We start from the raw sequence: 20529 nt of genomic DNA on the forward strand, positions 1-20529 counted from the left end.
GCTTGCTGCGATCCCGGCGCCTCATCGCAAGCCCGCGTCGCGCTCGAACCGCTCGCGGTCCCGCTCGTTCACAATGGCAGCCGCAAGTCTTTGGCATAGCGAATCAATGCTTGCCGCATGCACAGCTTCCCGCTTCACGATGATGGCCGCGATCGGCCCGACATAGACGGCGAGCTTGCGCGTGGCGGCCTGCACATCCTCGGTAGAAAGCGCCGGCGCGTGCTCACCTCGTGAAGCGTTGACCGAAGCCGGCACCGACGCCTCGTTCCTGAAAGCAGCGACGAACTGCGCGCGTCCCTTCTCGGACGGAATGCTCGGCGCCACCAGCGCGACGAGCGCGGCGACGTCCGTCGCCCGGTGCGCGCATCGTCTGACGAGCACGCGGGCGACCGGCCCGATCTGCGCGGCAAGACGTGCTTCGACTTGCCCGAGCGTGCTATCGGGCCATGAAGTGAGGGGCGGCAGCGACCCGCCCGTCGATCCCTGCGCCGCATCCACTTGAAGCACGGTGCGATCGTCATCGCTCGCGCGCGCCCCGCGTGACCCGGCGCCTGCCGCTTCGAAGAGCGCATCGCGCAGCGCAGCGGCGCTCTGGAAACGCGTCGCGCGGTCTTTGCAGAGAGCACGCATCAACACGTCATCGAGCGCGGGCGGCAACGCCGGATTACACGTCGATGGCGCTCGCGGTGTCTCGTGCAAGACCTGCTGCATCACCGCCGCCTGCGATGCGCCCGCGAACGCGCGCTGCCCGGTCAGCATCTGATAGAGCACGACCGCCGCCGAGAAGAGATCGGAGCGCGCGTCGATCGCATCGCCCGAAAACTGCTCCGGCGACATGTAGCCGGGCGTGCCGATCATGGCGCCGACCATCGTCAGCGCCGACGATTCCACATGCGCGATGCCGAAATCCGTCACCTTGAGCCGGCCATCGCGATCGATCAACAGATTGGCCGGCTTCACGTCACGATGAATGACGCCGCGTTCGTGCGCGAAGCCGAGCGCGGCAAGCAGTTGCGCGAACCAGTCCAGCGCCGCCGCGAGTTCGGGCACGCACCCGCCTTCGAGCACGCTCTTAAGGTTGCGCCCGCTGACGAGCTCGATCACGATATAGGCCGTGTCATCCGTCTCGCCATAGTCGTACACGCCGACGATATTCGGATGCGCGAGCCGCCCCGCCGCCTGCGCCTCGTTGCGAAACCGCGCGATCAGGCTCGCTCGCTCGCCGCTTTCGAGCAACTCGCGGCGCACCGTCTTGATCGCGACGTGCCGCTCGATATGCGGATCGAACGCGCGATACACGATGCCCATCGCGCCCGCGCCGAGCGTCTCGCCGATGCGGTATTTGCCGAGCGAAGCCAGGGGCGGCGCGCTCATGTCCTTCAGGCCTCGATCATTCTGAATGCTTCGACCAGACTCGTCTTCATGCGCGCAAACGACGCGGCCAGCGACGCGATCTCATCGCGGCCGCGCTCGCTGAAGGTCGCGTCGTCGAGCTGGCCGAGGCTCGCCTGATCGGCGGCGCGCGACAGGGCGCGGATACGGCGCGTCACGAGAAGATGCACCATCACGTTCAGCGCGACGAATATCAGCAAAAATACGCCGAGCAACGAGACGAGAAAGGTGCGCAACAGCGCATCGCTGCGCGCGACGGGCAGCGCCATCGGCACCGAGACGAAGTCCGCGCCGATCACATCGTGCATCGCCCAGTTGAAGCCGTTGTCGGGACCGTACTTGTCGATCAGCGTGCGCGGCGCCCGCGACGGCACGCTGTGACATTCCATGCACGCCGCATCCGTGATGCGGTTCGGGCGCGCGATATAAAGCGTCTTGCCCGTCGGTGTATCGCGCAGTCCGACGACTTCCTTCAGCTCCGGCTTGTCGTGCAGATGGCGAATGACGTCGGTTTCCCAGTCGGACGGACGGTCGCGCGGGTTCGTGGGATTGAGCATCGTCGAGCGATACGAGTAACCGGCGAGATGCTTCTCGAGCGCCATCAACGTTTCGACGGCCGAGAACGCGGGCACCGATTGCGGCACGAAGCCGTACTTGAGCTGCGTTTGAAGGAGCGGCGTGACCTGCGTCGCGGTGTAGTTCTGCGACGCGCTCGCCGCTTCCATGAGCACGCGCGCACTCTGCACGGTTTCATCGATGGCCGAACGTCGCAGGATTTCCCGCGCGGCGAGCCCGGCCGATACGAAGCCGATCACGAAGACCGCCAGGAAGACGAGGTTGAATTTGACGGCAAGCGACAGTCTCATGATTCGTTATCCGATGTTCTTGCTTCGGCGGGTGCGATCGCGCGGCGTCGCTGCGGCGCGGGTGGGCACAGCACGCGCCGCCAGTCGGGGAGATCGCGCAGATGGCGCTGCACTTGCGCACGGAACGGTTGCGCTTGAGCGAGCGGCCCGAAACGCGCGACGAAGGTGTGGCGAACGGGAAGCGATGTCGTGAGCCAGTCGCCGATGTCCGCATACGCGGCCGTGCGTTCCTGCGCGGGCAGCGTTTCCTTTGATGCGATGCGCGCAGCGGCGGCAGCGAGCGGATCGCGAAACGGCAGCGGCACGGCGGCAAGGAAGGCGGACGCGGGACGCGCTTCGATATTGAGCGGCGTGCCATTGGCGTGCCGGCTGCGTTGCACGTAATGCTCGCCGGACACGTTCTGCGGATGCTGCCCGCGCCCGTCATCGGACAACGCGATATTTCCGTACTCGATGAACATCGAGACCGCGTCGGCATCTGCATGCATCACGATGGAGCCATCTAAAAGGACGGCGCGCAACCCGGTCGTATCGATCGTCCATGCGGACGGCGCGGCGGCGTGCTTTCGCGTGACCTTGATCCAGCCGGATAGCAAAGCGAGCGAATCGGTTGCATCGATGGCGAGGCGCGTATCGGCGGCGAGCGCGGCAAGCGTGCCATCGTCATAGTCGATTTGTGCGCTCGTGTGGGCATCCGTCGCGAGAAGATCGCCGGGTTGCAGTGCCAATGGCGCATCGACTGCGATGACCGTCGTCCCGCGAATCAGCGTGATTGCGCCTTCGGGTATCAGCATCGCGTGTGCGGATTGGGCGGCGTGTGCGGCCTGCGTAGCCAGAAGACACATCAACGATATGTAAGGGAACAGCAATCGCAGGGTAGCGCGAGCGTTCATCGCGAAGCCTCGAAGGCGTTGGAGGGGTGACAAGGCGCAAGTCGAAGCGCGGCGTTCAGCACCACGCGATTTCACGCAGCTCGACGTAATGCGTTTCGATCAGCCGTCCACTGCGGCTGCGCACGTCGACGCGATAGAAGCAGCCGAGATTGAAGAAGCTTTGATCCATGACGAATATGGCGCGATGCATGACTGTCTCCTGCGCGGTGAATCCCATTTCTTCGGGATGTCCGGCATACGGCGCGTTGCCGCTGCCTTCGATACGAAAACAACGGGCGCGGCGCTTTTGTTCCGTGTTAGACGGGCAAAATGTTTTTGATGGGAGACGGAATAGGGCGGGGCAGTCGAGTGTTGCGAATCGTTTTTGATTCGGAAGCGGCTCTGGCAGTTGCCGGAATAAACCGCCGGTCACGACTGTTTCCGAATCATCAATCGCGCCGTGTAAAAGCGGATCGATTCAACCGAGGCAGTTCGCTTGTTCCTTTCTTTGTTCGAGGTACACCTTATGTCTGACGCTATCGCGATCGGCGAGAATCCCCTTTGGGTGAGTCCCGCGACCCGGCCGACTTGCAAATACGCTCCAGTCGTTGTCAACAAGACACAGACTGATCAGGCGAAGCAGAGCATGCGCAACGTCTTGCATAAGCGGGTCGAGTTGTGCCGGCAACTCGGGATCGAGCACGAAAAACCGCAATTAGCGGGCGTGGGCTGGTTTTCGTTTCTACGTAGCGGCCCATCTCATGAGCCCCACTTGCGGTCGACTAATGTGCCGGTCATCGTGATCAGCGGCGGAAGCGCATTGAAGGTTGCGCAGGAACTCGAAAGCAATTATCGACTGGCATGGCATCCCGCGATTCTGCGAAACGAACCGCTATATTTGCTTGTCCATCGGCTTGATTTTGCGTCGTATGGCGGGGCGCTTCGGCGCGTGATGGCGCAGTTCCGGAACATGCATCTGATCGGCTGGGACGGCGGCAAGATGACGGGATTTGGCGCGGCGAGGGCAGCGGCTCTCGCCTTCGCCGATTCTCTACCCTACTTGCCGAAACGGATATTGTTGATGGATCAGGATGTCGTGTGCACCGAAGCGACGCGGCATACGCGACCGGACGTGCTCGGGCAAGTCACGCGACTTCACGAGGAGACGGGAAAGTCGCTCGTCGGATACGGAGTCGGTTATCCGACGCGACAAGGCGTTCCGAAACCTTTCGCCGAAACGCCGGCACCTGCAAGGGAAGACTTGAATTCACCCGTTCAGCAGTTCGTGTCAATCACGGCCCCGTTTCGTCAGAAGCTTCTGACCGGAAAGCCGAACCTGAACGACGGAATTTATCCGGCGTATATGGTTGCCGGTGGTGAAGACATGCTCGCAGGATTTCATCTGGACATGATGGACGCTGACGAGAACGTCGGTCTGCGCAAACAACGAGTCATCAAGAAACAACTCAGCGGACCGGACGATCCGGGCAATCGATACTGGAATGTCGCGCGCGTCGAGACTTTGAAGCGGTTGTTCGAAGGGGAGAGACACACGAGGCTCGTCTGGCAAGGGCATGTCGTGACATTGGACCTGCTGATGAGGATGTTCTCGGCGAACAAATGGATCAAGCCGCTTCCGGATGCAGAGGCTTATAACGCTGCGGCTTGCGTCATCGAGCGCATTATTTTGAGGCTGCATAAGCTGGAGCCGTTTTCGGCGCGGTCGGTGTTCGGAAGTGCGGAGAAGAAGTTACCGACCGTCTGATCACGCCAAAAGCACCGACATGCAACCTGAGAAAAGACGGTTGGCGTGACTGGACAGCAAATCGGCGGCAGCCGTCGTCGTGGTCGACGGCCGGCCGCTGCGAAGCCTGCCCTCGCTCGTCTTGCGACAGAGGTAAGGGCACTAAGTTTTCGAAACTCGTTGGTTTGCTAAAACTAACCCCTTACCGTAACTACGAACAGGGGTTTGCAGAGATTCCCTAAATAAGACCGACGGAACCGCTGTGCTATGCGCACTCCGTCGCCATGGCTGGCGAGCAGCGCATTCATCAGCGGTCGCTTCTTTGGCGGCGTCAACAGCCAAGCTCGCCAGTGCTGCACCCTTGCTTATACTGCGGGCACGTACTATCACATTGATTAGCGACAGAGAGACCAAATCCAGGCGCTGAAGATTGTAGCCACGCTGCACGTTCGGTTTGCAGACGTCCGGGCTGCTTGTCTACAACGTTATTCACGAAAACGGTGGACAACGTTGACTGCGAGATAACAGCAAGAACACGGGCGACGAGACACTCTCCGCGCTGGCGCTGTGCTCGTCCCTCCGTTCGTCGCGACTACCGCCCGTCCCTCACTTCGTCCTAACGACGGAGGGCGATGGTGGACGAAGGCGTTCGAAGCTTGCTCGTTAGTCTCTTATTGGTCCGGGTTCACCTCGGCGCGGGCGCGGCTGAGCAGCTGGGTGTAACACCGGCTCTGAAGACTGACGCAGGGTGCTTACGCAAGCGACAGGAGTTTCGGGACTCATCTGGACGACGATGTCGTGGCGCCAGGCGAGTCGTTAGGAGTCCACGGGACTTCAGCCGTAGTGCACAGACAATTTACGGCAACGACCGAATTTCTCGCGTAGTCAGCGCGGGCTTCGTAAGTTAGCGCGCACAATGACCGCTCCGGTGTGGATACCGCTCCGACCTACGCTGATGATTTCGGGGATCGTCATGGACGTATATCAGACCTCGAGTCTAGGGACGTTGGCAGCTACGGATGCTTTAGACAGTCCGCACTTTGGCGGCGAGGCGCGCAATCATCCGATCAGCCATCGCGCGGTCGATGACTTCAAATGAGCGGCTCGTGCGCTCATACGCATACATATCGCCCGTCGCGATGTCGAACCACCAGCCGCTCAGAACAAGCGACCCGGCGGTGACCTGCTGGTGGACGATTGGGTAGGTCATAAGATGCTCGAGTTGCACGAGGACGTTGAGCTGCGACAACTGATCATGCGGTTTCAACCTGTCATTGAGCGGACCTTCGTGTTCGAGGCGAAACGCTGCGTTATTGGCGTGGAACAGCCATTTGTCGAGATTCGGAGCTTTTAGCTTTGCGCTGCGTGTATATACGGCCTTCATCGCGCCGCACTCGGAATGCCCGCACACAACGATATTCGCGACTTTCAACACCAGCACCGCGTACTCGATCGCGCTCGCCTCGGACAGGTCACCAGTAGATGCACCCTCGGCAGTCGCTGGCGGGATGAGGTTGCCGACGTTGCGCATGGTGAAAAGATCACCCGGATGGGTCGAGGCAAGTAGGTCCGGCACGACCCTGCTGTCCGAGCACGTGATAAAGAGCGCATCCGGTGTCTGCGCAAGCGCCAATTTGCTGAACTGCTTGGCGTATTGCGGCAACATTTTCTCGCGAAATTCAACGATGCCCAGGATCAGCTTGCGCATTGATTGCCTCCGAAGGGGGCTAATTACTTGCCGTCGAGACTGCCGAACCTCCGAGCCCCTGCGAGTCGGAAATGCGTGCCAACGCCTGGTCCTCCGGAAATGGATGATTCGCGGTGATCGCGCGGTCGATTAGTGATAGTTCAACACGTAACGCGTCGTGACGATGGTCCGGCAGGCTCTGGATAAGGTTCTCTATCGCCGCGCGCAGACGCCGCGCGATTTGAATGCTACCCGCGCCAGACAGTCGTATCTCGCGGAAACTAATATGAACAAAATCTTCCCAGTTGGGCGTCCGCAAGATCACGCGCACCCGCCCGGAACTATCCTCAATCTCCTCAACGCGCAAAGATCGTTTGCCCACCATGCGCAATAGTCGGTGTAACTGATCGATCGCAAGCACAGCCGTCGTCGGATCGTTGATCGCCGCAGACAGCGCTTTTAGCGCAATATCGACTAGGATGCGAAACGCAAACATAGGGTCCTGCTCCATCGTGCGTTCCGTCCCAAAAGCGACAAGTGTGCGCAGCCTGGCGTCATTGATTGCGCCCGCGTTGCCGTATAGATGGAACAAGGGTTCGTCCACCGCGACAAAATCACCGACTTGCGGCACGAACTCGATCACTACGTCGGCGCGCCGCGCCTTGGCGACCAGCCTTTCGACATTCAAGGCGAGAACGATGCCAGACTTCCCCCGATGACGGACAATGCGATCCGGTACACGTCGCTCTTCGTCACGTTCCGGCGCGATGATCGAACCGGTAGAGGGGGCAGGATAAACGCCCTCGATGACTGCGATCCCTTGCTCACCAACCCGAGCCACGAGGCTCACGGGACGTAGAAACTTCGCGGCGTAGTCAATCAGGAAAAGGAAGGCGACGACGGAAGCGAATCCGAATAGCGCTGCAATGAAGACTTGAAGCTGGAGTACCTCGCTCTCACCCATCCAGCCCGCCGTTCTGTTGGCGAACAACAGTGTAAAGACGAATAGTCCCGAAATGCCACGGATGACGTTATCCCGCAGCAACGTTGTTGCGATGATCCGCGGAGTGTACTGCCCGCCCGCAACCTGAATGGCAACGAGGAGCGAGCCGAACGTAAAGACTAGAAACGCCATGTCAGCGGAAACAATGTCACCGAGCACCGACCGCGCACCAGTCATCGAAAGGCCAAGAAGGCTGGTTCTCGCATCAAGGACCCCTTGCCTGGTCATCCATCTGCCTACCATTTCGGCCACAGGCTTCACGACGGCATAGATGGCGATCGCGATGAGCGGCACAGTCCATAGCGAAGACCGTAGGTAGCTCCTTAAGCTATACCAACGATTCCAGTCCATGTTCGGGTTCTCCCTATGATTCGAATGCGGCGGGAACCAAGGTATCCGCGGTTCGCTAGGCGGCATGCTAAGGACGCTTACAAGCGGGCGCGCACCGTCGAACATCATCCGACGGTCGCTCCTTCCGCTCGTCGTCCTAGTTTCGGCGTTCAGACAAGCATCGCTAAGCGCCCAAAACGACCTCCTCCCGTCGCGCTACACGCAATGCACCGGCGCGCGGTCGGCTGCGTTGCTTCCGTCAACACTCGGCGGGTAGGAGGGCAAAACTGTTAGAGCTGAGTTGATCTGCCATTTCGGTACTGACTGGTCACGCGTGAGTCGGGAGCGGTGCCGAACTCAACCCGCTCAATACACTGAATCTGCAGTTCGGGGTGGCTCACTTGGCACTTCCCAGGTTTCGGACCAGTAAGCCTTCACGAGCAATAAGACGCCTGAACTTCAGGCCGGTCAATGAGGCGTAGCTCTAGGGACGTCGAGTGGACAGTTTGGCGCCTCAACGGGCCCTAGCGTCAGCAGACGCGCAGGCTATCGACACTCGCTAGCTCAATGTCGGATGTCTGCCGTTCGGCAGAACCACCCAGGTTCGGCCAGCGCCGAGATCAATGCGGGCGAAAAATGGCTGCTCATCCTGGAAACCCACCTTGTTGCATTGCCGTCTTCACCTATTGATATCCGATTTTCGTGACTGAAGCCATTGCACGGATCGGCTTCAAAGGGTATCGGTGCTAGAAACCGGTCAGCGATTCCAGCGGCGACGGTTAAGAGCGCAACGAGCAAACGCGGTAACCGACTGACAAAATGCGGCAACTAGCCAGGTTTATGACCCACAGGCTGTTGCGCGGGCGGACATTGGCCGATATCAGACGGAGTCAGTGCGCAGGCAGGACAATGGCGTTGCGATCGGCGGGATGACCAGGGAACTGGAGCTGACGGCCGGTGCGGCACAAAGCGTCGTCGTCGCTGTGGCTTCGGATCTCAAGTTCGTTGCCGCAGTCGGTTGTGGCAGCGACGCCACGGTGCGCACGGGCAGCCGACCGAACGATACTCTGAAGAGCGCGAGCGGAAGTGGCGGTAGCGGGGAGCAGGGCAAAATAGGCGTTCAGGGGTCCGTGGCGGTGATCAGGGCAGACGGGAGGCGGTGCATGTCCAAGTTGCTGATTGACGTAGTGATCTTCCTCGCGTCGGCGCTGATCATCGTGCCGGTGGCGGTCCGCCTTGGTTTTGGAGCGGTGCTTGGCTATCTGGTGGCGGGCGTTATTATCGGTCCGTGGGCGCTGCGAATGGTGACCGATGTCGACGCGATCCTCCACTTTTCTGAACTGGGCATCGTATTAATGATGTTCGCGATCGGACTCGAGATGAAGGTCGATGCGCTATGGGCGATGCGCCGCACTATTTTCGGCTACGGCGTCATGCAGATGACCGCCTGCACCGCCGCGTTGTCGGGGGTGTTTCTGCTCCTTGGATTGCCCTGGCGGATCGCATTGACGGGCGGGCTTGCTCTCTCGCTGTCATCGACGGCGATGGTGATGTCCGAACTTCAAGAACGCAAGCTGATGGACACCCCGACGGGTCGTGCCAGCTTCGGCATCCTCCTGTTCCAAGACATGGCCGCCATCCCACTGATTGCGCTGCTGCCGCTGCTTGGACCGACCATGCCCGCGCCAGCGGCGCAACCGGGATGGCTCCTCGCGCTCAAGGCGCTTGCCATGCTGGGGGCGATTGCCCTGGTCGGCCGCTATTTGCTGCACCTCGTGTTGCGTCTGATTCGAAGCACCGGCGTACCGGAGATTTTCACGGCCTTCGCGTTGTTCTGGATCATCGGCATTGCGCTGCTGATGGAGAGCGTTCATTTGTCGATGTCGCTGGGCGCGTTCGTCGCAGGGGTGCTGCTAGCCGATTCCGACTATCGGCACGAAGTGGAGGTCGATATGGCGCCATTCAAGGGTTTGCTCCTTGGCCTGTTTTTCATCGCCGTAGGCATGTCGATGGATTTCAGCGTATTGATGCGTGAGCCGGTGCGCGTCACGGTGCTCGTCGTGGCCGTCGTCGGCCTGAAGGCGATCGCGCAGTGGTTCCTAGCCAATCGTTTCGAAGTTCCGTCTCGGCAGCGCGCGTACTTCGCCATGCTGCTGTCGCAGGGCGGCGAGTTCGCGTTCGTCGTGATGGCGGCTTCACTGGCTGCGCGTGTCGTCGATCAGCGCCAGGCGTCGTTGGTCACGCTGGTTGTCGTGCTCTCGATGGTGTCGACGCCGCTGTTGCTGCTCGTGCACCGTCGATTTTTCAGCCCGCACGCGATGACGAGAACGAGCTGATGGAAGCTTCTAACCGGTAGCCGTCGACATCGATCCGTTCGGCTGCTTGAGGAATGGTTCGAGGGAGCATGAAATGCTATCGCCAATTTCCGAACGCACGCTGTCCAGGGAACTGCTCGACGTCCTGATCCGCGCCGGCCTTGTCGCCGTGCTCGCCGTTTTCTGTTTCCGCGTCTTCATGCCGTTCCTCGACCTCATGGTCTGGGCGCTCATCCTTGCGGTCACGCTGTATCCGCTGCAGGTTCGGCTGCGCAGTCCGTTCGGCGGCAAGGATGGATTCATCGCCACGTTGATCATCCTCGTGACATTCGTCGTGATTTTGGTGCCGACCTACCTGCTCGGCGTCGCGGTGGCGGAATCGATCGAGCGCGGAATGGCCGTTTTCAGGAGCGGGAGCTTCCGCATTCCGCCGCCTGCGGAATCGGTGGCCGCATGGCCGCTCGTGGGACAGCGGGTGTACGACTTTTGGGCGCAGGCATCCACCGATATGACGGGTCTCGCCCAGAAGTTCGCGCCTCAGCTCAAGCAAGCCGGGCTCGCGGTGCTGGGCACGGTCACCGGCCTCGGAGCCGGGATGCTCGTGTTCCTCCTCGCCCTGATTGTCGCGGGCATCTTCATGGCGCACGGCGAGAAGGGCTATCAGAGCGCGATGCAGATCGCCTCACGCATCTCGGGCCCCGAGAACGGCCGGCAAATCGCCGACCTGTGCACGGCCACCATTCGTGCCGTGGCGCAGGGCGTGGTCGGCATCGCGTTCATCCAGATGCTGCTGATCGGCATCGCGTTCGTGGTCATGGGCATTCCCGGTGCCGGCCTGCTCGCGCTCGCGGTGCTGCTCATCGGGATCATGCAGTTGCCGGCCACCCTGATCACGCTTCCCGTCATCATCTTCGTCATCGTCACGAGCGGCATCAGCGCGGCAACGATCGCTTTTTCGGTCTACGTTTTCGTCGCGGGTCTCGCGGATAACGTGCTCAAGCCCCTGTTGCTGGGACGCGGCGTGGCGGTGCCGATGCCCGTCGTGCTGATCGGCGCGCTCGGCGGCATGGTGACGGGCGGCGTGATCGGCCTGTTCATCGGTCCTGTGATGCTGGCGGTGGCCTACAAGTTGTTCTGGCGCTGGGTGAAGGACCAGCCGCAGGCTGCTCTTCCGGTAGAACAGAAGCACATCGAATGACGGGGCGCCGACGACGCCATGCCTCCTTCAATGCTCCCGCGCCGGACGACATCGCTGCTTATGGACGCCGCGACGATGTGCCTTGCGGCGTGGCTGAGCGGCTGCATGCGCGTGGGTCCCGACTTTCATCCGCAGCGCGAGAGCTGGAGCGCGCATTGGAGCAGCGCAACGCTGGATCAGGTGTCGCGGCAGTCAGCGCAGCCCGACGTTCGCGAATGGTGGAGCGTTTTCGGAGACGAGACGGTCGGACGTCTGATCGCGCAGGCCGATGCCGGTAATGGCGACCTGCAGATCGCCGGCCTGCGCGTGATCGAGGCGCGCGCACAACTGGGCATCGCGCTCGCGGGTCGCTATCCTCAGGTGCAACAGGCGAGCGCCGAAGTGCTCGCTTCGGCGCGCAAACGCTCGGATGGCTTCGACACGCGCTCGGGCGTCTACCTGCAATATGGCGCGGGCTTCGTCGTCGGATGGGAGCTCGACTTCTGGGGGCGTTTCGCCCGCGCAATCGAATCGGCCGACGCCGCGTTCTTTGCAGCGCAGGCGAACCGCGAAGCAGCGCTGGTGCTGCTGCATGCGCAGGTCGCCGATACCTATTTCGCGATGCGCACCGCCGAGGCGCGCCTGCGCATCGCGCGCGAGAACGCCCAGTTGCAAAAGCGCAGTTACGACATCGCGCAGAAGCTGTTCCGGTCCGGCGAGACGGATGAACTGGATTTTCAGCAGGCGAAGACGCAGTATCTGGGCACGCTCAGCAGCATTCCGGATCTCGAAAGCCAGATTGCCCTCGCGCGCCACGCGCTTTCCATGCTATTGGGTCGTGCGCCCGGGCCACTGCCGGAACTCGACGCGTCGTCCGGCAAGGAAGGCATGATGCCTCTCGTGCATCAGGCGGTGCTGCAGGACGTGCCCGCCGACCTGCTGCTGCGCCGCCCGGATGTGCGGGCAGCCGAATATCAGATGGCCTCGCAGTCGGCGCTGATCGGCGTGGCGAAAGCCGATCTGTATCCGTCGGTTTCGTTGCTCGGCACGCTTGTCTGGAGCGCAAGCTCGCTCACCGGGTCGCCTAACACGCTGGCGGTCGCGGCCGGCCCAAGCGTCATCTGGAATGTGTTCGATCACGGCAGGATTACGAACAACGTGCGGGTCCAGGACGTGCGGCTGCAGCAGTTGACGGTCGCCTATCAAAACACGGTGCGGGAAGCGGCGCGCGAAGCGGACGATGCCGCCACGGCGCTCGTCGCCGCGTTGCGGCGGGACACCATACTGAACGAGGCTCAGAGGGCCGCCCGGCGCTCTCTAACGCTTGCGAACACAATCTATCGGGAAGGGTATTCGGACTTTCAGCGCGTGCTCGACGCACAACGCGCGCTGTTCGCGCAGCAGGACGCGTATGTCGTCAATCGGCGCAACGCGACTGGCAGTCTGATCGCGCTCTACAAGGCGCTGGGCGGCGGCTGGACCACGCGAGAGCCACTTGTCGACGCCGCGACGCGCCAGCAGATGCAGCAACGCACCGACTGGGGTGACCTGCTCGATGACGTCGACGCCCCGTCCGCAGGAGCGTCGCGATGAGCGAAACATCCGAGCCGACCAGAGCCGCGCCGTCCCAGACGTCTTCGCCACGAACGCCGCCGGCGCCTGCCGCGGATCCGTCGGGCAGGGCGGTCAAGTGGGTCGGCCTGCTGATCATCGTAAGTCTGATCTGGTATCTACTTGCCGACCGGTTCACGCCCTACACGCAACAGGCGCGGGTGCAGGCTTTTGTCGTGCCCGTCGCCGCGGAGGTGTCGGGTCGGGTGACGCGCGTACTGGTCCATAACAACCAGGAAGTCAATGCGGGGGACGTGCTCTTCGAAATCGAGGGCGAGCAATATCGTATCGCCGTCGACCGGGCGCGCTCCGAACTCGAAACCATGCGCCGCCAGATCGGCGCGAGCACGGCGGGCATCGATTCGGCGCGCGCATCGCTGCGCGCCGCCATCGCGAACGAGCTCAAGGCGCGACAGGACAGCGAGCGGCTTGAGCGACTCTACCGCGAGGACGAGGGCACGATCTCGTTGCGGCGCCTCGAAGTGGCGCGAGCGACTCACGAACAGGCGCAAAGCCAGGTCGCGGCGGCGCGCGCGGAAGTCGAGCGTGCCCGCGAGCAGCAGGGCGGCATCGAAGCGGAGAACGCGCAGTTGCGCAGCGCCGCCGCCGCGCTCGAAAAGGCTGAGCTTGATCTCGCCAACACGCGCATCAAGGCGCGCACGGGCGGCGTTATTACGGATCTCGGCACGGAGGTCGGACAGTTCGCGACGGCGGGCAAGGCGGTCATGACGCTGATCGCGATCCGCGACGTGTGGATCAGCGCGGACATGACAGAGAACAATTTGGGCCGTCTCAAGCCTGGCACCCGCGTCGCCATTGCGCTGGATGCGCTGCCAAGTGAGGTCTTCGAGGGGCGGGTGCGCAGCATCGGCTTTGGCGTGAGCGTGGGGCAAGAGGCGCCGCCCGGCAGCCTGCCCACCGTGCAGAACAGCCGCGACTGGCTGCGTCCCGCGCAGCGCTTTCCGGTGATCGTCGAGTTCGACCCGGATGAGCGCGTACGTCTTTCCAACATCCGCGTGGGCGGGCAGGCCGAGGTGATGGCGTTTCCGACTCAGGATAATCCCCTCAATCCGCTCGGCCGCGTCTTCTTGCGCTTGATGAGCTGGATCTCCTACATCTACTGATGACGGCCATCAAGACAGGAAGTCAGGTCTTAAGCCGACGCGCGCTGCGCATGGCCGCTGGCACGGCGCTATGCCTCGCGATCAGCTTTGCGCTCGATCTGCCGATTCCCGTGATCGCACCGGTGTTCGCCGTCTTTCTGCTCGCGACACAGAATCGGCCGCTGTCGTTGAAGGCGGGCGCGATCCTTGGTCTCGTCGTGATGCTGACTACGGGAAGCGGCCTTTTGCTGGTGCCGCTGCTGCGGCACTATGCTCTCGCCGGTGTGCTACTCGTCGGCTTGCTGCTCTTTCTCGCGTTTCATTACGGGCTGCGCGGCGGGAACAATCTCGTCTCGACCTTCCTGGTGGCAGGACTCACGATGATTTCCGCCGCGGGCACGGCTGACTTCCAGGGGGCCGTCACTGTCGTCGGGGCGCTCGTGAAGGGGCTGCTTCTGGCCGTGCTAGTGTCGGTACTGAGCCACGGGTTGTTTTGCGAAGTCGCGAGCGCACGCGCCGCGCCTGCCGCGCGCGCGATGCCCGCCGACCGGGCGATGATCGTCGCGCTGCGTGCCGCCCTCGTGGTCATGCCAGCCTGGCTGCTTGCCATGACCGATCCGGCGAGCTATATGCCGATTATCATGAAGTCGGTCAGCCTGGGTCGGCAGAGCTGCACCGCGACGGCGCGCGGCGCGGCGCGCGAGCTGATTGGCTCGACGCTCTTCGGAGGGCTGCTTGCGATCGCGTTTTGGTTCGCGCTCAGACTCGCCGTGAACTTATGGATGTTCTTTCTGTGGATGCTCCTCTTCGGCCTGGTAGTCGGGCGCCGGCTCTACGGCATCAGCCAGACGCGGTATTCACCGGGCTTCTGGTTGAACAGTCTTGTCACGATGATTATTCTGCTCGGCCAGTCGGTGCAGGACAGCGTGGCAGGTAAAGACGTCTACACCGCGTTTGCGGTGCGCATCGGCCTGTTTCTCGCGGTGACGCTCTATGCGTGTCTGATGTTATTGCTCTTCGACCGGCCGGGTGTCGCATCCGATCAAAGCGGATAGGCTCGGCGGGAGGCGATTCCGGCAAAGCGCCGCGTCGTCAGTACTTAATGTCTCGCGCGGTCTGTCTTCCGTGCTGCTTCGTCTGACGCTTATCATGCCTGCAGTGTGCATTGGATTGCTGGTTTGCGGCGCGGCAATCCTGCTTGGTATGCCGGGCGCCCTGACGCGTCTCCCGCCGCACGTCCCGGCCGGCCCGCCGCTCCTGCGCCTGCTGTGTTGCCGAAGATGGGTCGGGCAACAGCCCGATAAGAAGCGCGCCGGTCAATGCCAGAACTCCGCGGTGTGATACACGCATGGATTCGTCTCCATGATGACTGCGGTTGTTTGAGGATCGGTCGAAAACGGTGAAGCAGGAGCCCGGTTCATGCGTGTGCCGCGCGTTCGCCCCGGCCCACGTCGAGCCACGCATCGACCGCACTGCCCAGTGTGGGATGAAAACACTCATCGGGAAAGATGGACGTGAGTTCAAAGCGCCGTAGCTTGTCGCGGACGGGGTCCTTCATTTCGGCGAAATGCAGCTCGATGCCGCGCTCCTTCAAGGCCCGATGCAGGTCGCCGAGCATGTCGGCGGACGTGACGTCGACACTTGTTACCGGCTCGGCGGCGACCACGACGCGCTTCACAGGCGCGGGCGCCTGCGCCGTGGCCTCGATCACACGCTGCTGGAACAGCTCCGCGTTCGCGAAGAATAGCGGCGCATCCCACCGGAAGAGCACGCCCAGGCCGATCATCTCCTGATTTGGATCGACGCGTGTGTGCGTACGTATTGCGAACGTGCGTGAAAGGACGCTCGTATCCGCGAAGGCGATTAGCGCCACCGCGAAACCGCCGCCAACGATCCTTACGATGTCGGCACCGCTCATCCAAGGCAGTGCGAAGGCGGGCAGGCCTTGTGGGATCGTCCCCAGCACCTTGACACCCACGCGGTCTAGATCGAACGCAACTACGCAGAGAGACGAGATCACGACCGCAATCAAGATACCCGGCACCTTCTCAAAGCGCTTGAGCAGCAAGATCAGCACGAGACTGCCCACTCCCGCAGCGAAGCTATACCAGTTGGACTTGCCGGCGGCGATTGCCGACCTCCTGCCAGACGCTCGCCTCCAGATAACGCGTGATGCGCGGCGCGGAACCTTCGAGCGGAAGCACTCGCCGCAGTCGACTTGCTATTGCAGCCGCCTCAAAGCCGAGAGACGGTAAAGTATTTCAGGCTGCTGCCGTTATAGCTTGCGAACAACGCCCTTTACGCGGAGACAAGGATAATGGTTCGCCAGCCCATTTTTCAGCATACGTTCGATACTGTGCTATTCGAGGACCTCGTTGAAGTCGATGAACGAGGGCTCGATGAATTAGAGTTCGGGGTAATCGGGTTCGACTCGGCCTACGCCGTCACTCACTACAACGCTTTCGAATCGTCGAGCGCCGGGCTGAGTCCAACCCGCGTTCTCGGAAGGCACCTTTTCGAAGAAGTGGCGCCCTGCATGAACAATTTCATGGTGGCGCAACGGTTTGAGGACGAGGCCGAGCTGGACGAAGTGCTGCCGTATGTTCTGACCCTGCGCATGAGACCGACGCCAGTACGACTGAGGCTCCTGAAGTCCAGTCGCAGCGAATCTCGCTTCCTGCTCGTTCACCGCCAGGGCGACAAGTGAACGTAACGACTACGGTGGACGGCTCATTGGAAGCGGAGCATGAAGCGCTGCTATCCTTCATGTATATGTCGCCCATTGGGATCATACGTAGTGGCTTGAATGGCGACGTGGACATGCTCAACCCGGTCGCCGTCCAGCTGCTTATGCCGGTTGCCGGCCGGCTGGGCGTGGGTAACGTGTTCGAGAGCCTGGCTAACGTTGCACCGGAGTTGCGCAATCTTGTGTCGAGCTTTTCGGCCGAGCGGGGGCGAGTTTGTGAGGGCCATCGAATCGTAATTGCGCCAAGCGCCGATCGTCCCGCGGTACTGTCATGCAACATTATCAAAGTCAACGGCAGTACCTTAATGACGACGCTGTCCGACATTTCCCGTCAGGTCGAGGCAGAGCGACGCGCCAGACAGCATGAATCGTGGCTCGCGGGGATATATACGAGCGTTAACGACTTCACCTTTTTCACCCTCGACTCCGCTGGCCGTATCGATAGCTGGAACGCGTCCGTAGAGCAACTGACCGGTTTCGGCGCCGATGCGGTGCTCGGCCATACCCTCGACCTGTTCTACGCTCCCGAGACTGTCGACCCGTATTGCAGCCCGGAGCACATCTCGCTGACCCGCGAAGAGGGTTGGCACGTCCAGGAGTGCTGGTGTGAAAGCAAGCAGGGCCGCCGCTACGCCGCGCAGATCCTGGTTGCCGTCTTGCGAGAAGACAATGGCGAGATCGCGGGATACTCGGTCGTTATACGCGACGTGTCCGAACGCAAAATCTCGAGCGACGAACTCACTCGCCTTCTGACCACCGACCACTTGACGGGCGCTGTCAATCGCGCGCATTTTTTCAAGCTCGCCGAGAAGGAGCTTGCGAAATCGAGGCGACTGAGCAAGCCCCTGTCGTTGGTGATGATCGATGCTGACCACTTCAAGAGGATCAACGACACAGCTGGGCATCAAGCTGGAGACCTCGTTCTCACGCAGATCGTACAAGAAGCGAAGGCTAACCTGCGGTCGATCGACGTAATTGCCCGCCTTGGGGGCGAAGAATTTTGCTTGATGCTCCCGGGGACGTCTCGCGAAGAGGCGCTTGTCATCGCGGAACGTGTGCGCGCTACGATCGCGGACTCTCATATCGAGACGGGCGGCGGCCGAATACAGGTGACGGTAAGCGCGGGCATTGCCTCGGTAACCGAAGCGACGTCTTGCGTAAATGACTTGCTCGCGGTAGCGGACAAAGCACTCTATGCCGCAAAGGCGGCCGGTCGGAACTGTGTGGAACTCGGTTGAGCGCAAGCACCTCGTTGCGCTCGGTCTCTGCAATCCTGCCCGGTGTGTCCGTCGGTCGTCGAGGAACCTAGAAAGCTCGACGAATGACAATGACTAAGAATCGATGCAATGGCGTAGCGGTGTTACGCAGCGGACCACAAGATAGGCCGACATCGCACCGCCCAACGTGCGATGAAGCTCCTTGCGAGCAACGCTTGGAAGGCGGGCACAAGCCTTCAGGCGACTCCGTCTCTGCGAACGAAGCATTGATGGAGTTCCTGTATCGAGCGCCGATAGGGCTTCTACAGATCTCTGCACTCGGGGTTATTGAGATGATCAACCCGATGTCGGCCCGGTTGCTGATGCCACTGTCGCCGGATGGGAAACTCGTCAACCTGTTCGACGTGCTGGAGGCGATTGCGCCGCAATTTCGGCGAATGGTCCAGGAATACAGGGAGCCTTCGGGGCCTGTTTGCGAGGCCGTGCGCCTCAAGGTTCCGCCGTCTTCTAAAGCCAACGTTTCTCCGCAGGTCTTGTCGGTCAGTCTACTGAAGCTCGACGAGAACCATCTGATGGCAATGGTGGGTGATGTAACGCTCGAGTCACAGCGCGAGCAGTCTCATCTTGATCAGAAGCTTGGCGAGGCGGCACGACTGGACAAGCTCACCATGATGCCGAACCGTACCTCGATATGTGAGTTCATCGAAAGGAGCATGCAACGTCGAGACCGGGGTCAGTGTCATCGTTTCAGTGTCCTGTTCATCAATTGCGACCGCTTCAAGCAGATTAATGACTCCCTCGGTCACTCCGCGGGCGACATAGTTCTGGCAGAGGTGGCTAGTCGCTTGATCAGCACAATGCGTCTCCGCGATCTGCACAACGGCCAATATGAAAGTGGCCTGATGGTCGGTCGGCTTGGGGGCGACGAGTTCGTCGTGGTGATCGGCGAACCGCCATCCGAGTCGGATGTTTCCTTGGTCGCTGAACGGCTACTGGGTGCGCTGAGTGAGCCATACCGGGTCTCTGACCAACAGTTGCACCTTAGCGTCAGCATCGGGATCGCGCACTCTGCGACCCCGAGCGCGCCTGATGCGATGCTCCAAGACGCTAGCATCGCGATGGTGGAGGCTAAACGCCGCGGCGGAGCCCGGTCCGTGACTTTTGAACCTTCCATGCACGAGCGCGCGGCGCGTCGAGCGCAGATGGAAAATGATCTGCGTCGTGCCATCGTCGACCAGGAACTGTTCGTCATTTATCAACCGGTAGTAATGCTCGGGCCGACCGAGGATCGGTGTTCGTTTCCGCCGCATGCGGCCGCTGTCGAAGCACTCGTACGTTGGCGCCATCCGGTCAGGGGTGTCGTGCCGCCCGCCGAATTCATCGGCGTTGCAGAGAAGTGTGGTGTGATCAACGCACTGGGCGAATTCGTGTTGGACACTGCATGCCGCCAATTCGTCGCATGGAAAGCACAACTTGGGCGGCTGGCGCCGCGCCTCCTGGCGGTCAATCTGTCTCGCGCCCAGCTAAGCGATCAAGGATTTGTCGCCTTCGTTTCTCGTACGCTGCGCGACAGCGGCATGGATCCTGCTGAGCTGCAACTCGAAGTGACTGAGAGTCTGGCTGCCCAGGACGAATCCGTACAGGCCACGTTGCGACAGCTTAAGGGGTTTGGACTTAGCTTGGCGCTTGACGATTTCGGGACGGGCTACTCTTCCCTCTCGAGCTTGCACCAGCTACCGGTGGCTACCGTCAAGATCGATCGGTCGTTTGTCAGCCAGGCAGTGCAGAGCGCGCATCACCGGGTATTGATAGAGGCTACCGTCCGTGTGGCCGCCAGCCTCAACATGAACACCGTCGCCGAGGGAGTCGAAACCGAGGCGCAGGCATTGGTCGTCCGCTCGCTCGGCTGCGAGAAAGGCCAGGGCTATTTCTTCAGCAAGCCACTTTTGCCGGACAGTCTTGTCGATTGGTTGAAGAGCAATGACAGCTGACCCAACCTGGGACACCGCTTTGCACGTTAGGCTCAACGTCTACGCACGGTGGGCGTGACCGCGGGTCTTAAGCCGGTCGTAGACATCGGCGCTCTCGACGAATGGATTCGTCGCAGAGTCGACACAGCACTGACCTGGATGGGTACTGAACTTCAGGTCGCCGCGTCGAGCGGAAGCTTGGTTCCGACGCGAAGGCCGCTCATTGAAGGCATCCGCGATTCATGGCCTCGCCTGGTCCTGGAGATTTTAAGGCACGAGGTCGCGCGGTTGAGCATGATTAAAAGGGCGCACTCGCGCGTGCGCGCCTCGAGGCATTCGATGGATGCATTCTTGACATCGGACTCCCCGACATGACGGGATATAGGCTTGCACGCGAGCTACACGCCGTCCCGGGGACGCGGAACGCTGTGTTCATCGCTCACACCGGGTTCGGACAGATGGAAGACAAACGACTCTCAGCGGAGTCGAGGTTCTC

Annotated in this window: 15 protein-coding genes and 1 pseudogene; 9 read left to right on the forward strand and 7 right to left on the reverse strand. The window is 61.4% G+C overall.

Going from position 1 to position 20529, the window contains the following annotated elements; genetic code table 11:
* Nucleotides 1-21: 21 nt before the first annotated feature.
* Genes AB6804_RS23145 through AB6804_RS23160 form a run of 4 tightly spaced genes read right to left on the reverse strand, consistent with a single transcriptional unit; the run spans nt 22 to nt 3563 of the window.
* Entirely contained in the window at nt 22-1374 is a 1353-nt protein-coding gene (locus tag AB6804_RS23145; protein ID WP_370888457.1) for a serine/threonine-protein kinase, read from the reverse strand.
* A gap of 5 nt (nt 1375-1379) precedes the next feature.
* Nucleotides 1380-2258: a DUF3365 domain-containing protein gene (locus AB6804_RS23150; RefSeq protein ID WP_370888458.1), complete on the reverse strand. Its 879-nt coding sequence runs from the start codon at nt 2256-2258 to the stop codon at nt 1380-1382.
* A complete protein-coding gene (locus AB6804_RS23155; RefSeq protein ID WP_370888459.1) occupies nt 2255-3151 on the reverse strand; it encodes a hypothetical protein in 897 nt (298 codons plus the stop codon). Before AB6804_RS23155 ends, AB6804_RS23150 begins: the two co-directional genes overlap by 4 nt.
* 55 nt (nt 3152-3206) lie before the next feature.
* Nucleotides 3207-3563, reverse strand: a complete 357-nt coding sequence (locus tag AB6804_RS23160) for a hypothetical protein (protein WP_370888460.1) — start codon at nt 3561-3563, stop codon at nt 3207-3209.
* Nucleotides 3564-3656: 93 nt separating this feature from the next.
* Here AB6804_RS23160 and AB6804_RS23165 point away from each other — a divergent pair, with 93 nt between their 5' ends.
* Nucleotides 3657-4895 carry a hypothetical protein gene (locus tag AB6804_RS23165; protein WP_370888461.1) on the forward strand — a complete coding sequence of 413 codons (1239 nt, stop codon included), beginning with the start codon at nt 3657-3659 and terminating at the stop codon, nt 4893-4895.
* Between the two features lie 1003 nt (nt 4896-5898).
* On the opposite strand, the gene AB6804_RS23170 is transcribed toward AB6804_RS23165, so the two are convergent.
* On the reverse strand, nt 5899-6582 hold the full coding sequence (locus AB6804_RS23170) for a carbonic anhydrase (protein ID WP_370888462.1): 684 nt from the start codon (nt 6580-6582) through the stop codon (nt 5899-5901).
* 19 nt (nt 6583-6601) lie between these two features.
* On the reverse strand, nt 6602-7915 hold the full coding sequence (locus tag AB6804_RS23175) for a DUF2254 domain-containing protein (RefSeq protein ID WP_370888463.1): 1314 nt from the start codon (nt 7913-7915) through the stop codon (nt 6602-6604).
* Between the two features lie 1142 nt (nt 7916-9057).
* On the opposite strand from AB6804_RS23175, the gene AB6804_RS23180 reads away from it, so the two are divergent.
* From AB6804_RS23180 to AB6804_RS23200, 5 genes are all read left to right on the forward strand, one after another.
* Nucleotides 9058-10230, forward strand: coding sequence for a monovalent cation:proton antiporter-2 (CPA2) family protein (locus AB6804_RS23180; protein WP_370888483.1), 1173 nt, complete (start codon nt 9058-9060; stop codon nt 10228-10230).
* Between the two features lie 73 nt (nt 10231-10303).
* Nucleotides 10304-11407, forward strand: a complete 1104-nt coding sequence (locus AB6804_RS23185; protein ID WP_370888464.1) for an AI-2E family transporter — start codon at nt 10304-10306, stop codon at nt 11405-11407.
* Between the two features lie 30 nt (nt 11408-11437).
* A complete protein-coding gene (locus AB6804_RS23190) occupies nt 11438-12979 on the forward strand; it encodes an efflux transporter outer membrane subunit (RefSeq protein WP_370888484.1) in 1542 nt (513 codons plus the stop codon).
* Nucleotides 12976-14121, forward strand: a complete 1146-nt coding sequence (locus AB6804_RS23195; protein ID WP_370888465.1) for an HlyD family secretion protein — start codon at nt 12976-12978, stop codon at nt 14119-14121. Before AB6804_RS23190 ends, AB6804_RS23195 begins: the two co-directional genes overlap by 4 nt.
* A 50-nt stretch (nt 14122-14171) precedes the next feature.
* Nucleotides 14172-15155 (forward strand): DUF2955 domain-containing protein, encoded by a 984-nt coding sequence (locus tag AB6804_RS23200; protein WP_370888466.1) that lies wholly within the window; start codon nt 14172-14174, stop codon nt 15153-15155.
* Between the two features lie 362 nt (nt 15156-15517).
* Here AB6804_RS23200 and AB6804_RS23205 read toward each other — a convergent pair.
* A pseudogene (locus tag AB6804_RS23205) lies at nt 15518-16234 on the reverse strand (SulP family inorganic anion transporter); the annotation flags it as partial.
* A 183-nt stretch (nt 16235-16417) separates the two neighbouring features.
* Here AB6804_RS23205 and AB6804_RS23210 point away from each other — a divergent pair.
* From AB6804_RS23210 to AB6804_RS23220, 3 genes are all read left to right on the forward strand, one after another.
* The gene (locus tag AB6804_RS23210) at nt 16418-16807 is read left to right on the forward strand and encodes a phosphonate transporter (protein WP_370888467.1); all 390 of its coding nucleotides are present in this window, start codon (nt 16418-16420) and stop codon (nt 16805-16807) included.
* A 14-nt stretch (nt 16808-16821) separates the two neighbouring features.
* Complete coding sequence (locus AB6804_RS23215) at nt 16822-18084, forward strand: diguanylate cyclase (RefSeq protein WP_370888468.1); 1263 nt, start codon at nt 16822-16824, stop codon at nt 18082-18084.
* A gap of 248 nt (nt 18085-18332) precedes the next feature.
* Complete coding sequence (locus tag AB6804_RS23220; RefSeq protein WP_370888469.1) at nt 18333-20054, forward strand: putative bifunctional diguanylate cyclase/phosphodiesterase; 1722 nt, start codon at nt 18333-18335, stop codon at nt 20052-20054.
* The last annotated feature ends 475 nt before the right edge of the window (nt 20055-20529 follow it).

Source organism: Caballeronia sp. RCC_10 (genome assembly GCF_041360715.1).
Classification (GTDB): Bacteria; Pseudomonadota; Gammaproteobacteria; order Burkholderiales; family Burkholderiaceae; genus Caballeronia; species Caballeronia grimmiae.

What these genes read in the sequence shown, in the direction of transcription:
- AB6804_RS23150 (WP_370888458.1), bottom strand. Translation starts at nt 2,258, where the DNA reads ATGAGACTGTCGCTTGCCGTCAAATTCAACCTCGTCTTCCTGGCGGTC.
- AB6804_RS23175 (WP_370888463.1), bottom strand. Translation starts at nt 7,915, where the DNA reads ATGGACTGGAATCGTTGGTATAGCTTAAGGAGCTACCTACGGTCTTCG.
- AB6804_RS23190 (WP_370888484.1), top strand. Translation starts at nt 11,438, where the DNA reads ATGCTCCCGCGCCGGACGACATCGCTGCTTATGGACGCCGCGACGATG.
- AB6804_RS23145 (WP_370888457.1), bottom strand. Translation starts at nt 1,374, where the DNA reads ATGAGCGCGCCGCCCCTGGCTTCGCTCGGCAAATACCGCATCGGCGAG.
- AB6804_RS23155 (WP_370888459.1), bottom strand. Translation starts at nt 3,151, where the DNA reads ATGAACGCTCGCGCTACCCTGCGATTGCTGTTCCCTTACATATCGTTG.
- AB6804_RS23200 (WP_370888466.1), top strand. Translation starts at nt 14,172, where the DNA reads ATGGCCGCTGGCACGGCGCTATGCCTCGCGATCAGCTTTGCGCTCGAT.
- AB6804_RS23195 (WP_370888465.1), top strand. Translation starts at nt 12,976, where the DNA reads ATGAGCGAAACATCCGAGCCGACCAGAGCCGCGCCGTCCCAGACGTCT.
- AB6804_RS23165 (WP_370888461.1), top strand. Translation starts at nt 3,657, where the DNA reads ATGTCTGACGCTATCGCGATCGGCGAGAATCCCCTTTGGGTGAGTCCC.
- AB6804_RS23180 (WP_370888483.1), top strand. Translation starts at nt 9,058, where the DNA reads ATGTCCAAGTTGCTGATTGACGTAGTGATCTTCCTCGCGTCGGCGCTG.
- AB6804_RS23170 (WP_370888462.1), bottom strand. Translation starts at nt 6,582, where the DNA reads ATGCGCAAGCTGATCCTGGGCATCGTTGAATTTCGCGAGAAAATGTTG.
- AB6804_RS23220 (WP_370888469.1), top strand. Translation starts at nt 18,333, where the DNA reads ATGGAGTTCCTGTATCGAGCGCCGATAGGGCTTCTACAGATCTCTGCA.
- AB6804_RS23185 (WP_370888464.1), top strand. Translation starts at nt 10,304, where the DNA reads ATGCTATCGCCAATTTCCGAACGCACGCTGTCCAGGGAACTGCTCGAC.
- AB6804_RS23210 (WP_370888467.1), top strand. Translation starts at nt 16,418, where the DNA reads ATGGTTCGCCAGCCCATTTTTCAGCATACGTTCGATACTGTGCTATTC.